The organism is Pseudoxanthomonas putridarboris (genome assembly GCF_038321125.1).
In the GTDB taxonomy this organism is placed as follows: Bacteria; Pseudomonadota; Gammaproteobacteria; order Xanthomonadales; family Xanthomonadaceae; genus Pseudoxanthomonas_A; species Pseudoxanthomonas_A putridarboris.
Map to the genome: position 1 here is coordinate 34507 of NZ_JBBWWT010000014.1, position 13277 is coordinate 47783.

The 13277-nt window shown below is 68.2% G+C and carries 10 protein-coding genes; 5 read left to right on the forward strand and 5 right to left on the reverse strand.

Annotated features, from left to right (window positions below; all coding sequences use genetic code 11):
- Window positions 1-81 precede the first annotated feature (81 nt).
- On the reverse strand, window positions 82-2844 hold the full coding sequence (polA, locus tag AAD027_RS18190) for a DNA polymerase I (protein ID WP_341727453.1): 2763 nt from the start codon (window positions 2842-2844) through the stop codon (window positions 82-84).
- Window positions 2845-2940: 96 nt separating this feature from the next.
- Here polA and AAD027_RS18195 point away from each other — a divergent pair, with 96 nt between their 5' ends.
- Window positions 2941-3249, forward strand: coding sequence for a DUF2782 domain-containing protein (locus AAD027_RS18195; RefSeq protein WP_341727454.1), 309 nt, complete (start codon window positions 2941-2943; stop codon window positions 3247-3249).
- Between the two features lie 6 nt (window positions 3250-3255).
- On the opposite strand, the gene lepB is transcribed toward AAD027_RS18195, so the two are convergent.
- The 4 genes from lepB to AAD027_RS18215 all read right to left on the reverse strand — a co-directional run bounded on the left by lepB (window position 3256) and on the right by AAD027_RS18215 (window position 7590).
- Window positions 3256-3888: a signal peptidase I gene (lepB, locus tag AAD027_RS18200; protein ID WP_341727455.1), complete on the reverse strand. Its 633-nt coding sequence runs from the start codon at window positions 3886-3888 to the stop codon at window positions 3256-3258.
- Window positions 3889-3974: 86 nt separating this feature from the next.
- Entirely contained in the window at window positions 3975-4421 is a 447-nt protein-coding gene (locus AAD027_RS18205) for a universal stress protein (RefSeq protein ID WP_341727456.1), read from the reverse strand.
- Between the two features lie 129 nt (window positions 4422-4550).
- Window positions 4551-6755, reverse strand: a complete 2205-nt coding sequence (uvrD, locus tag AAD027_RS18210; RefSeq protein ID WP_341727457.1) for a DNA helicase II — start codon at window positions 6753-6755, stop codon at window positions 4551-4553.
- 226 nt (window positions 6756-6981) lie between these two features.
- Window positions 6982-7590 carry a TIGR00645 family protein gene (locus tag AAD027_RS18215; protein ID WP_341727458.1) on the reverse strand — a complete coding sequence of 203 codons (609 nt, stop codon included), beginning with the start codon at window positions 7588-7590 and terminating at the stop codon, window positions 6982-6984.
- Window positions 7591-7708: 118 nt separating this feature from the next.
- On the opposite strand from AAD027_RS18215, the gene AAD027_RS18220 reads away from it, so the two are divergent.
- The 4 genes from AAD027_RS18220 to AAD027_RS18235 all read left to right on the forward strand — a co-directional run bounded on the left by AAD027_RS18220 (window position 7709) and on the right by AAD027_RS18235 (window position 13237).
- Window positions 7709-8425, forward strand: coding sequence for a glutathione binding-like protein (locus AAD027_RS18220; RefSeq protein ID WP_341727459.1), 717 nt, complete (start codon window positions 7709-7711; stop codon window positions 8423-8425).
- Between the two features lie 177 nt (window positions 8426-8602).
- Window positions 8603-10879: a S9 family peptidase gene (locus AAD027_RS18225; RefSeq protein WP_341727460.1), complete on the forward strand. Its 2277-nt coding sequence runs from the start codon at window positions 8603-8605 to the stop codon at window positions 10877-10879.
- 19 nt (window positions 10880-10898) lie between these two features.
- Window positions 10899-11378: a cytochrome c oxidase assembly factor Coa1 family protein gene (locus AAD027_RS18230; protein WP_341727461.1), complete on the forward strand. Its 480-nt coding sequence runs from the start codon at window positions 10899-10901 to the stop codon at window positions 11376-11378.
- 65 nt (window positions 11379-11443) lie between these two features.
- Complete coding sequence (locus AAD027_RS18235; RefSeq protein ID WP_341727462.1) at window positions 11444-13237, forward strand: DUF885 domain-containing protein; 1794 nt, start codon at window positions 11444-11446, stop codon at window positions 13235-13237.
- The last annotated feature ends 40 nt before the right edge of the window (window positions 13238-13277 follow it).

Here is a 13277-nt window from a genome sequence, read left to right on the forward strand (position 1 = left end):
GGTTTACAAATTTACCTGACAGGTTTTCCCTGAACGTTTTGCAAGTCCATGTTCCGCAAGGGAAAACGTTTTCATCGCCTGTCAGTGGGCCTCTTCCCAGTTGTCGCCGACCCCGCTGTCGACCACCAGCGGAACGCTCAGTTGCGCCGCCGCCGACATCCGGGCGGGCGCTTCTTCCAGCAACGTCGGCACGAAATCCGCCTCCGCCTCGAACACCAGTTCGTCGTGCACCTGCAGGATCATCAGCGCCCGTTCACGGTGTTCCGCCAGCCACGCATCCACCGAAACCATCGCGCGCTTGATGATGTCGGCGGCGGTGCCCTGCATCGGCGCGTTGATCGCCGCGCGCTCGGCGCCGGCGCGCTGCCCCTGCGTGCCCTTGGTGATGTACTCCAGGTACAGGCGGCGGCCGAACACCGTCTCCACGTAGCCGTGCTCGCGCGCCTGCTGGCGCGTGCGTTCCATGAAGTCGCGCACGCCCGGGTAGCGCGAGAAATACGTGCCGATGTAGTCCTGCGCCTCGCCGCGGGAAATGCCCAGCTGGCGCGCAAGCCCGAACGCGCTCATGCCGTACATCAGGCCGAAGTTGATCGCCTTGGCCGCGCGGCGTTCATTGCCGGTCACGTCCTCCAGCCTGCGGCCGAACACTTCCGCCGCGGTGGCCTTGTGGATGTCCGCGCCCGCCTCGAACGCGCGCACCAGGCCCGGGTCCTCCGACAGGTGCGCCATGATGCGCAGCTCGATCTGCGAGTAGTCGCAGGCCACCAGCTTGCGCCCGGGCGGTGCGACGAAGGCCTTGCGGATGCGGCGGCCGTCGTCGGTGCGGATCGGGATGTTCTGCAGATTGGGGTCGGTGGACGACAGCCGCCCGGTCGCCGCGCCCGCCTGGTGGTAGCTGGTGTGCACGCGGCCGGTGTCGGGATCGACCATCTCCGGCAGCTTGTCGGTGTAGGTGCTGCGCAGTTTCGCCAGCCCGCGGTATTCCAGGATGACGCGCGGCAGTTCGTGCTGGTCGGCGATGGCTTCCAGCGCCTCCTCGTTGGTGCTGGGCTGGCCGGTGGGCGTCTTCAGCACGGCCGGCAGCTTCAGCTCGTCGAACAGCAGCGCCTGCAACTGTTTGGGCGAGTCCAGGTTGAACGTGCGGCCGGCCAGTTCGGTCGCCTTCTGCTGCGCGGCCAGCATGCGCTTGGACAGGTCCGCGCTCTGCCGCCGCAGTTCGGCGCCGTCGATCATCACGCCGTTGGCCTCGACGCGCGCCAGCACCGGCACCAGCGGCATCTCGATGTCGCGGTAGACGCCTTCCAGCGCCGGCTCGGCCGCCAGCTTCGGCCGCAACACGCGGTGCAGGCGCAGGGTGATGTCGGCGTCCTCGGCGGCGTAGCGCGTGGCGTCGTCGATGGCCACCTGCGAGAACAGGATCTGCTTGGCGCCCTTGCCGGCCACCTGTTCGTACTTGACGGTGTCGTAGCCCAGGAAGCGCTTGGCCAGGCTGTCCATGTCATGGCGGTTGCTGCCGGAATTCAGCACGAAGCTCTCCAACATGGTGTCGTCGGCGTAGCCGTCCACTTCCACGCCGTGGCGGCGCAGCACGTGCAGGTCGTACTTGCCGTGCTGGCCCAGCTTGCGCTTGCCGGCATCGGCGAAGATCGGCGCCAGCGTTTCCAGCACCATCACCCTGTCCAGTTGCGCCGGCACGCCGGGATAGTCGTGCGCCAGCGGCAGGTAGACGGCCTTGCCGGTCTCCACCGCGAAGCTCAGCCCCACCAGGTTGGCCCGCATCGGGTCCAGGCTGTCGGTTTCGCTGTCGAAGGCGATCTCGTCGGCCTGCCGCAGCCGGGCCACCAGCGCGTCCAGTTGCGCCTGCGATGTCACCGTTTCGTATTCGCCGGCGACGGACAGCGACGCGTCGGTGACGGGTTCCTCCGGACCGGTCGTCGCCACGCGCCCGGTGCCGCGCGCGCGTCCGGGCTCCTTCTCGGCGACGGTGGCGGTCGGCGCCCCGCCGTCCAGTTCCTTCAAGGCCTGGTTGAACCCGTAGCGCGCGTACAGTTCGCGCAGCGCATCGGTGTCGCGCTCGCGCAGGGTCAGGGTCTCGGGGCCGCCGTCCAGCGGCACGTCGGTCTTGATGGTCACCAGCTCGCGATTCAGCGGCAGGCGCGGCAGCGCCGCGCGCAGGTTGTCGCCGATCTTGCCCTTGATGCCGTCGGCATGGCCGATGACCGCATCCAGCGTGCCGTACTCGGCCAGCCACTTGGCCGCCGTCTTGGGGCCGCACTTCTCCACCCCGGGCACGTTGTCGATGGCGTCGCCCATCAGCGCCAGCAGATCGACGATCTGCTCCGGGCGCACGCCGAACTTCTCCATCACCGTCTCGGCGGAGTCCAGCCGGCTGCCGCTCATCGTGTTGACCAGCGCGATGCCGGGCCGCACCAGCTGGGCGAAGTCCTTGTCGCTGGTGGAGATGGTCACGTCGATGCCCTGCGCGGCGCCCTGCAGCGCCAGCGTGCCGATCACGTCGTCGGCCTCCACGCCGTCCACGCGCAGCAGCGGGAACCCCAGCGCCTGCACGATGCGGATCATCGGCTCGACCTGCGCGCGCAGCTCCTCGGGCATCGGCGGGCGGTTGGCCTTGTATTCCGGATACAGCGCATCGCGGAAAGTCGGGCCGCTGGCGTCCAGCACGAACGCCGCGTACTCGGGCTTCTCCTTCAGCGTGGCGCGCAGCATGTTGACCACGCCGAACAGGGCGCCGGTGGGTTCGCCTTCCGCATTGCTGAGGGGCGGCAGCGCATGGAAGGCGCGGAACAGGTAGCTGGAACCGTCGATCAGTACGAGTTTGGTCATGGCCGCATTCTACGCCGCGCCTCTGGGCACCGCGTCACGCGGCAGCGCCGCGGATGGGCGCATAATCGGGACTCCGGATCACCCAAGGAGTCCGCGATGTCTCGCATGACGAACCGCCTGCTGCCGTTGTGCTGCGCGCTGGCCCTGGCCGGCTGCGCCAGCACCGGCGGTGCGGGCAACGATCCCCCCGTGGACCTGGCCGACGCCCAGGTGGCGGTGCGCACCGAGAAGAACGGCGACGTGATCGAGGAATACCGCGTCGGCGGCAACCTGCGCATGGTCAAGGTCACCCCGTCCCGTGGCGCGCCCTATTACCTCTACGACTCCGACGGCGATGGCCGCCTGGACAAGAGCAAGGACAACGTGGACGTGTCGCCGGTGTACTGGAAGCTCTACGGCTGGTGACAGCCGCTACAGCGGCTTCCAGACCAGGCCGTTGCCCCGCCGGTAGTACACCGCGACCGCGCGGCCATAGATCGCATCGGCATCGACCAGGCCGAAATAGCGGCCGTCCAGGCTGTTGCCGCGATGGTCGCCCAGCACCAGTACCTTGCCGGCCGGCACCTTCAGCCCGTCGATATCCGGTCCGCCACCGTGCGTGAGATCCAGCGGCACGATCCGCCGCCCCATCGTCTCTTCCCCGCCGGCGCCAGGCAGCGACCGTGGCACGCCGTCGAGCGCCAGCCGACCTTCGCGCAAGACGACTTCATCGCCGGCCACCGCGACGACGCGCTTGATCAGGCGCTCGCCGTCGCGCGGCGAATCGAACACCACCACGTCGCCGCGCGCGGGCGTGGCCACGGGCCACACGATGCGGTTGCCCAACGGCGTGCGCAGGCCGTAGGCGCGCATGTCCACCGCCACGCGATCGCCCGCCTGCAGGTTGGGCTGCATGGAAGTGGACGGCACGACGTAGTGGTTGGCCAGCGAAGAGCGCGCCGCCAGCAGCAGGCCCACGAACAGCAGCAGGCGCGGGAGTTCGCTGCGCAGCCAGTGGCGCAGGCTGTCGGAAGGTCGTCGCGGAGAGGTGGTGTGCGCGGTCATGGGGCATTCCGGCCAAGTATGGCCGCACTGTGCGCACGGGCGTGCCGGCACGCCCGTGTTGGAAGTCATGACGCTTCTGCGCGGGTTCAGCGCACCACCAGCACCGGCACCTTGCTGCGGATCAGCACTTCGTTGGCCTGGCTGCCCAGCAGCAGCCGTCCCAGGCCGCGGCGGCCGTGCGACGCCATCACGATGAGATCGCTTTCCTGCACGCGCGCGACTTCCAGGATGCCTTCGGCCGCCTGCCGGTCCTTGAGGTGCACGGCGGTCGCCGCCACTCCCGCGGCTTCGGCGGCCGACAGCGCACCCTTCAGGACGCGCTCCGCGCTTTCCTCCTGGGCCTTGGAGTACTCGGCCTGCATGGCGTACACGCCACCCCAGCCCAGCGCGTCCTCGTAGCCGGCCAGCACCGGCTCGCTGATGGTCACGACGGCCACCTTGGCGCCCAGCGCCTTGGCCAGCGCCAACCCGTGTTCCAGGCCCTTGCGCGCAAGGTCCGAACCATCGGTCGCGATCAGGATCCGCTTGTACATGCGCCATCTCCACCTATCCGGATGCGAAGGTTATCCGCCGTCGAGGCGACGCCGGCATTGATCGCAATCAAAGGATGGGCAGGCACGGGCCGCAGCCGACGAACGGTCTTTCGGCCGCAGGCGGGCTTTTCAGACCGCCTGCAGGTTGGCGTAGGCCAGCACCAGCCACTTGCTGCCCTCGCCGTCGAAGTTGACCTGCACGCGGGCATGCGCGCCGGCGCCTTCGTAGTCGGTGACCACGCCATGGCCGAACTTGGCGTGCACGACGGTCTGGCCGAGTTTCAGGCCGGGCGCCTCGAGGGCGGCGTGGCCCAGGTCGCGGCGGGGCGCGTAGGCGGACGGCATCGGGCGGCTGACCTGCACGCGCGGGCGCACTTCGTGCAGCAACGACGGTGGGATCTCGCGCAGGAAGCGCGACGGGATGCCGTACATTTCCTGCCCGTGCAGGCGGCGCGCCTCGGCGTAGCTGAGCACCAGCTTGTGGCGCGCGCGGGTGATGCCCACGTAGGCCAGCCGGCGTTCCTCCTCCAGCCGCCCGCTCTCGTCCAGCGAACGGTTGCTGGGGAACAGCCCTTCCTCCAGCCCGGCCAGGAACACCAGCGGGAATTCCAGTCCCTTGGCCGAATGCAGCGTCATCAGCTGCACACCATCCTCGCCGGCCTCGGCCTGGCCTTCGCCGGCTTCCAGCGCGGCATAGGCGAGGAAGGCGACCAGCTCGGTCATGCCCTCGCCGCCTTCATCAAGCGTGTCCTCGTCGTCGCGACGGACAAAGCGCGAGGCCACCGACACCAGCTCGTCGAGGTTCTCGGCGCGCGACTCCGAATCCAGCCCGCCGCGGCTCTCGCGGGCCCAGTGCTCGCGCAGGCCGGAGCGCACCAATACGTGATCGACGCGCTCGGCCAGGGTCATCTCCGCGGTTTCCGTGGACAGGCGATCCACCAGTTCCAGGAACGCCGCCAATGCGTTGCGGGCGCGCCCGGCCAGGTCCGTGCCCTGGATGGCGAGCATCGCCGCGCCCCACAGCGACACCCGCGCGACGCGCGCCAGCCGGCGCACTTCGTCCAGCGTGCGCTCGCCGATGCCGCGCGTCGGCGTGTTGACGGCGCGCTCGAAGGCGGTGTCGTCGGCACGGTTGGCCATCAACCGCAAATAGGCCAGCGCGTCCTTGATCTCGGCCCGCTCGAAGAAGCGCATGCCGCCGTAGACGCGGTACGGCACCTGTTCGGCCAGCAGCGCCTCTTCGAAGGCGCGCGACTGCGCGTTGCTGCGGTAGAGGATGGCCGCATCGCCGATGCTGCCGCCGTCGCGCACCCACTGGCGGATGCGCTCCACCACGAAGCGCGCCTCGTCCATCTCGTTGTAGGCGGCGTACAGGTCGATCGGTTCGCCGTCGCCGGTATCGGTCCACAGCTGCTTGCCGATGCGGCCGGGGTTGTGCGCGATCACCGCGTTGGCGGCGCCCAGGATGTTGGCGCTGGAACGGTAGTTCTGCTCCAGCCGGATGGTCTGCGCGGACGGATAGTCGCGCAGGAACTGCTGCATGTTCTCGACCTTCGCGCCGCGCCAGCCGTAGATGCTCTGGTCGTCGTCGCCCACCACGAAGACGTGGCCCGTATCGCCGGCCAGCACGCGCACGAAAGCGTACTGGATGGCGTTGGTGTCCTGGAACTCGTCGACGAGGATCTCGCGGAAGCGCGCGCGGTAATGCGCCAGCAGGACCGGCGTATCGCGCAGCAGTTCGTGCGCGCGCAGCAGCAGTTCGGCGAAATCGACCAGGCCGGCGCGGTCGCAGCGTTCCTGGTAGGCCGCGTAGACCTGCCTGCGCACGTCCAGCCACACGTCGTTGGGTTCGGGCTGAAGGTGCCCGGGACGACGGCCTTCGTCCTTCTGCTCGTTGATCCACCACGCGATCTGCTTGGGGGGGTATTTCCCCTCGTCCAGCTCCATCGCCTGCACCACGCGCCTGACCAGCCGCTGCTGGTCGTCGCTGTCCAGCACCTGGAAGGTTTCCGGCAGCCTGGCTTCCTGCCAGTGCAGGCGCAGCAGGCGGTGGGCCAGGCCGTGGAAGGTGCCGATCCACATGCCGCGGCTGCCGTTGCGCAGCTGCACGTCGGCGCGCGCGCGCATCTCGCCGGCGGCCTTGTTGGTGAAGGTCACCGCCAGGATGCCGTGCGTGGGCACGCCGTGCACTTCGTTGAGCCAGGCGATGCGGTGCGTCAGCACGCGCGTCTTGCCGGAGCCGGCGCCGGCCAGGACCAGATAGTGGCCGGGGGGCGCCGAAACGGCTTCGCGCTGGGCGGGATTCAGGTGATCGAGCAGGTGAGAGACATCCACCGCGGCATTTTACGGCAAGCCGGCCCTGCCCTGTGGAAACACCCTGTGGGAGCGAAGTCAGTCGCGACCGCTGATCCTCAGAGTCATTCGCCACGGATTGCGCGGATGAACACGGATAGAAGCCATATAGATAGCTTCATCCGCGCTCATCCGCGCAATCCGTGGCCTGCGTTTGTTTTGCTCTCCCGGTCGCGACTGACGTCGCTCCCACAGAAAAAGGGCCGGATCAGTGCGCGGTGTGCTCGCGCTTCACGGCGCTGTTGCTCATCAGCTTGTCGGTGTAGGCGATGCCGACCGCCGACAGGATGAAGACGATGTGGATGATGGTCTGCCACATCACGCCGGCCTCGGTGAACTTGCTGCCGGGCATGCCCAGGTCGCCGACTTCGATGAAGGTCTTCAGCAGGTGGATCGAGGAAATGCCGATGATCGCCATGGCCAGCTTGACCTTCAGCACGCTGGCGTTGACGTGGCTCAACCATTCCGGCTGGTCCGGGTGCCCTTCCAGGCGCAGGCGCGACACGAAGGTCTCGTAGCCGCCCACGATGACCATGACCAGCAGGTTGGAGATCATCACCACGTCGATCAGGCCCAGCACGATCAGCATGATCGCCACTTCCGCGGTCGGACCGCCTTCGGCCAGCGTGGCCGCGGCGGCTTCCTCGTTGCCGTTCAGGAACACCTGGTGGATCAGGTGCACCAGTTCCACGCCGAACTGCCACACGTACACGCCCTGCGCGACGATCAGGCCCAGGTACAGCGGCAACTGCAGCCAGCGCGAGGCGAAGATCAGGTTGGGCAGGAAGCCGAGGCGGGCGTTGGAAGGTTGCGACATGGATGGGGAACAGTGTTTTCCAAGGATGCGGCAGGGTACCGGCCGATGATGACGCTGCCAAGCCTGCCGGCCCGCTAGACTTCGGGTCTTCCCCACGCCCCATCCCCCGAGGAATCCCATGATCGACCTGTACTACTGGCCCACCCCGAACGGCCACAAGATCCCCCTGATGCTGGAGGAACTGGCCGAGGCCGGGCAGAAGCTGGACTACACCATCAAGCCGGTGAACATCGGCGCCGGCGACCAGTTCAAGCCGGAGTACCTGGCCATTTCACCCAACAACAAGATGCCGGCCATCGTCGACCACGCCCCGGCCGACGGCGGCGCGCCGATCAGCGTGTTCGAGTCCGGCGCCATCCTGCTGTACCTGGCCAACAAGACCGGCCGCTTCTTCGGCGCCGACGTGCGCAGCAAGGTGGCGGTGAACCAGTGGCTGATGTGGCAGATGGGCGGCCTGGGCCCGATGAGCGGCCAGTACGGCCACTTCAGCGTGTACGCGCCGGAGAAGATCCCCTACGCCATCGACCGCTACACGCGCGAAGTGCAGCGCCTGCTGGGCGTGCTGGACAAGCAGTTGCAGAAGCACGAGTTCGTGGCCGGCGACGACTACAGCATCGCCGACATGGCGATCCATCCGTGGATCAACGCCTACGACAAGATGCCGATCGACCTCGGGCCTTATCCGGAATTGCGGCGCTGGCATGCCGCCATCGCCGCACGCCCGGCCACGCAGCGCGCGTATGCGCTGAAGTCGCAGGTGAACCCGGATGCCGGCAAGCCGCTGAGCGACGAGGAGCGCAGGCTCCTGTTCGGCCAGGGCGCAACAAAGAACTGAATGCGAGGAATGTGGGAGCGGCCTCCGGCCGCGAGCTTTTCATGCGGTTGTCCGAAGAGGAAGAAGTCGCGCCGGGACGGCGCTCCCACGGACGACGCTCCCACGACATGCGGCGGGCAACGCATCCGATCCGGGCGATAATCCGGGGCTGACCGGCCCCGCCGCCCGAGACCGCCCATGCGCCTTGCCCTGTTCGCCCTGATGACACTCGCCACCGCCCTGCCCGCCCACGCCGAGAAACTCACGCTGGAAGCCATCACCGGCAGCGCGCCGCTGTCCGGTCCCACGCTGACCAAGCCGCAGGTCGCGCCCGACGGTGCGCGGGTGACCTTCCTGCGCGGCAAGGACAGCGACCGCAACCGGCTGGATCTGTGGGAATACGACGTGGCCAGCGGGCAGACCCGTTTGCTGGTGGATTCTTCGGTGGTGCTGCCGGGCGAGGAAGTGCTGAGCGACGAGGAGAAGGCGCGCCGCGAACGCCAGCGCATCGCCGCGCTGTCGGGCATCGTCGATTACCAGTGGTCGCCCGACGGCAGGGCGTTGCTGTTCCCGCTGGGCGGCGAGCTGTATTTCCACGATTTGGCCAAGGCTGGCCGCGACGCGGTGCGCAAGCTGACCGATGGCGGCGGCTTCGCCACCGATCCGAAGATCTCGCCCAAGGGCGGCTTCGTCAGCTTCATCCGCGACCGCAACCTGTGGGTCATCGACCTGGCCAGCGGCAAGGAAATCCGGCTCACGCGCGACGGCAGCGAGGTCATCGGCAATGGCGTGGCCGAATTCGTCGCCGACGAGGAAATGGACCGCCACACCGGCTACTGGTGGGCGCCGGACGATTCGGCCATCGCCTTCGCCCGCATCGACGAGAGCCCGGTGCCGGTGCAGAAGCGCTACGAGGTCTATCCCGACCGCACCGAGGTGATCGAGCAGCGCTATCCGGCGGCGGGCGACGACAACGTGCTGGTCCAGCTTGGCGTGATCGCGCCGAAATCCGGCGCAAAGCCCGAATGGGTCGACCTGGGTGCCGAGAAGGACATCTACCTGGCCCGCGTGGACTGGCGCGATCCACAGCGCCTGACCTTCCAGTGCCAGTCGCGCGACCAGAAGAAGCTCGAACTGATCGAGACCACGCTGGCCACGGGCCAGCAGCGCACGCTGGCGACGGAAACGTCCAAGACGTGGGTGCCCCTGCACAACGACTTGCGCTTCCTCAAGGATGACCGCTTCCTGTGGTCGTCCGAGCGCAGCGGATTCCAGCACCTCTACATCGCGAGCGAGGACGGTTCGCAACTGAGGCCGCTGACGCAGGGCGAGTGGCCGGTGGACGCGCTGCTCGCGGTCGATGAGGACAAGGGGCTGGTCTACTTCAGCGCCGGCATGGACACGCGGCTCGCCGGCATGCGTCTGGAGGGCCTTGCGTCGGAGTTCGCCGCGCCGACCGAACGACACGTCCATGCCGTTCCGCTGCAGGGGGGCGAAATTCGCACCCTCACCACACAGGGCGGCATGCACAACGCGAGCTTCGCACGCAATGCCAGTGTCTTCGTGGACGACTGGTCCAATGCCGGCATGCCTCCGCGGATCGACCTGCTTCGCGCCGACGGCACGCCACTGGCCACGCTGGTCGAAAACGATCCGGAAGACCCCGCTCATCCTTACGCCGCGTACCGCAGCGCGCACCGCTCCCCGCTGTTCGGCGTCCTCGTTGCGGCCGATGGCGAGACGCCGCTGACATACAGCCTGACCACGCCGCCCGGCTTCGACCCGAAGAAGAGGTACCCGGTGGTGGTGTTCGTCTACGGCGGCCCCGCCGCGCAGACCGTGACCAACGCCTGGCCCGGCCGCAGCGACGCCTTCTTCAACCAGTACCTGGCCCAGCAGGGCTACGTGGTGTTCTCGCTGGACAACCGCGGCACGCCACGGCGGGGCGCGGCCTTCGGCGGGGCGCTGTACGGCAGGCAGGGCACGGTGGAAGTGGACGACCAGCTGCAGGGCGTGGAGTGGCTGAAGTCGCAGTCCTTCGTCGATCCCGCGCGCATCGGCGTGTACGGCTGGTCCAACGGCGGCTACATGACGCTGATGCTGCTGGCCAGGCACAGCGAGGCCTACGCCTGCGGCGTGGCCGGCGCGCCGGTCACCGACTGGGCGCTGTACGACACGCACTACACCGAGCGCTACATGGACCTGCCGAAGGCCAACGAAGCCGGCTACCGCGAAGCCAGCGTGTTCACCCACCTGGACGGACTGGGCGCCAACAAGCTGCTGCTGATCCATGGCATGGCCGACGACAACGTGCTGTTCTCCAACTCGACCAAGCTGATGAGCGAACTGCAGAAGCGCGCCACCCCGTTCGAGCTGATGACCTATCCTGGCGCCAAGCACGGCCTGCGCGGCAGCGACCTGCTGCACCGCTACCGCCTGACCGAGACTTTCTTCGGCCGCTGCCTGAAGCCCTGAACCCCCTGGAGGACGCACCATGTCCGCGATTCCGCCGCCCGTGCCCACCGCGCCGCCCGGCTGGTGGCGGCGCAACTGGAAATGGTGCGTGCCGGTACTGGCGACGCTGACGCTGGCGCTGCTGGCGACGTTCGTCGTAGCTGTCCTCGCGATGATCTTCGGCGCGATGCGCTCGTCCGAACCCTACCGCCACGCGCTGGCCCTGGCGCAGGACGACCCGGCCGTGGTCGCCGCCTTGGGCGAGCCGATCCAGGCGGGCTGGTTCGTGCAGGGCAACTTCAGCAGCAACGGATCCGGCGGCCACGCGGAACTGGCGATCCCGCTGGACGGCGCGAAGGCCGACGGCACGCTGCACGTGGTCGCGAAGAAGTCCGCCGGCGCCTGGCGCTACGAGACGGTGGCCGTGAACGTCGAGGGCGGCGGACGGATCGTGCTGGAAACGGGCGGCGCCCCACCTGCCGTGGAACCGCCCTGTACAGCCCGGGGGCGCGACACATGACCTGAGACGGGTTCGCATCACCTTGCCTATCGCGTAGTGTCGTTCCACTTTCCAGGAGAACGCCGATGAAACCGCTTGTCCTTGCCATCGCCCTGGCGCTCGCCGCGCCGCTGCCCGTGCTTGCGCAATCGACCGCCAAGCCCGCCGCCTCCGCGCCGGCGCCTTCGCCCGCCTGGGTCGCCAGGAGCAACGAGTACGCGAACATCCTGCTGGGCGCACAGGCGCCGTTCCAGCCGGAACTGGCCAGCTTCTTCGGCATCCCCGGCTACGACGAGCAGGTGTTCGACCTGAAACCGGACAACGAGCGGCGTTTCCGCGAAGCGACCGCGAAAGCCAAGGCCGAACTGCGGCAGAAACTGCAGCTGGAGCGCGACCCCAACGTCCGCCAGGACCTGGAGATCATGATCGCCGCCGCCGACCAGCGCATCGAAGGCAGCGAACTCAACGAGAAGCTGATGCTGCCATGGGTGGACGTGCCGCAGAGCGTGTTCAGCGGCATCAACGGCCTGCTGTCGCAGCAGACGCCACCGGAACGCCGCGCCAGGGCGCTGGACCGCCTGCAACGCTACGTCGGCCTGGCGCCGGACACCACGCCGGTCACCGTGCTGGCGCGGCAGCGCTACGAAGAGGCGCTGGCCGATCCGGCGCTGCTGCCGCCCACCAGGCTGGAAGTCGAGCGCGCGCTGGCCAACGTGGATACCTACGTCGCCGGCATCGGGAAACTGTTCGACGAATACAAGGTGGAAGGCGCGCAACCCGCGCTGGCGGCGCTGGAACAGCAGTTCAAGGACCATGCGGCGTGGGTAAGGACCGCCGTGCTGCCCAAAGCGCGCACCGATACCCGCCTGCCGCCGGAGCTGTACGCCTTCCAGCTGAAGCAGTACGGCATCGACATCGATCCGAAGCTGCTGATCCAGCGCGCGGAGCTGGAGTTCATGGAAACCCGCGCGGTCATGCAGCAGATCGCGCCGCTGGTGGCCAAGGCCAAGGGCATCGACGCCAGCGACTACCGCGACGTGATCCACGCGCTGAAGCGCGACGCGATCCCCAACGACCAGCTGGAAACCCGCTACCGGCAGGTGATCGACGCCATCGACCCGATCATCCACTCGCAGCGCATCGTCGACGTGCCGCAACGCCCCATGCAGATGCGGCTGGGCACGGAGGCCGAGAGCGCCGCGCAGCCGGCGCCGCACTTCCTGCCCGCGCCGCTGGTGGGGAATACCGGCCAGCAGGGCACCTTCGTGCTGCCGCTGGGCAACCCGGACACGAGCGGCAAGGGCGAGCGGTACGACGACTTCAACTTCGATGCCGTCACCTGGACGTTGAGCGCGCACGAAGGCCGCCCGGGCCACGAACTGCAGTTCACCGCCATGGTCGAGCGCGGCGTGTCGCTGGCGCGCACGATGTTCGCGTTCAACTCGGTCAACGTGGAAGGCTGGGCGCTGTACGCTGAGGCCGAGATGGTGCCGTACGAACCGCTGGAGGGGCAGCTGATCGCGCTGCAGTTCCGGCTGATGCGCGCCGCCCGCGCGATGTTGGACCCGATGCTCAACCTGGGCCTGATCGACCGCGAGCGCGCCGGCCAGGTGCTGGAGAACGACGTGGTGCTTTCCAGGCCGATGGCGCGGCAGGAACTGGACCGCTACACCTTCAACGCGCCCGGGCAGGCGGGCAGCTACTTCTACGGCTACACGCGCATCCTGGAACTGCGCATCCAGACCGAGCTGGCGCTGGGGCCGAAGTTCGACCGCCTGGCCTTCAACAACTTCCTGCTCGACCAGGGCCTGCTGCCGCCGGACCAACTGGCGGCGGCGGTGAAGGAGCAGTTCGTCCCGGCGCAGCTCGGGAAGCGCTAAGCACCCACTGTAGGGGCGCCCCATGGGCGCGATGCTTTTG

Bases quoted from the DNA above. Each gene is read 5' to 3' on its own strand.
- AAD027_RS18205 (WP_341727456.1), bottom strand. From the start codon at position 4,421: ATGTACAAGCGGATCCTGATCGCGACCGATGGTTCGGACCTTGCGCGC.
- AAD027_RS18235 (WP_341727462.1), top strand. From the start codon at position 11,444: ATGAAACCGCTTGTCCTTGCCATCGCCCTGGCGCTCGCCGCGCCGCTG.
- polA (WP_341727453.1), bottom strand. From the start codon at position 2,844: ATGACCAAACTCGTACTGATCGACGGTTCCAGCTACCTGTTCCGCGCC.
- AAD027_RS18195 (WP_341727454.1), top strand. From the start codon at position 2,941: ATGTCTCGCATGACGAACCGCCTGCTGCCGTTGTGCTGCGCGCTGGCC.
- AAD027_RS18225 (WP_341727460.1), top strand. From the start codon at position 8,603: ATGCGCCTTGCCCTGTTCGCCCTGATGACACTCGCCACCGCCCTGCCC.
- AAD027_RS18220 (WP_341727459.1), top strand. From the start codon at position 7,709: ATGATCGACCTGTACTACTGGCCCACCCCGAACGGCCACAAGATCCCC.
- AAD027_RS18230 (WP_341727461.1), top strand. From the start codon at position 10,899: ATGTCCGCGATTCCGCCGCCCGTGCCCACCGCGCCGCCCGGCTGGTGG.
- AAD027_RS18215 (WP_341727458.1), bottom strand. From the start codon at position 7,590: ATGTCGCAACCTTCCAACGCCCGCCTCGGCTTCCTGCCCAACCTGATC.
- lepB (WP_341727455.1), bottom strand. From the start codon at position 3,888: ATGACCGCGCACACCACCTCTCCGCGACGACCTTCCGACAGCCTGCGC.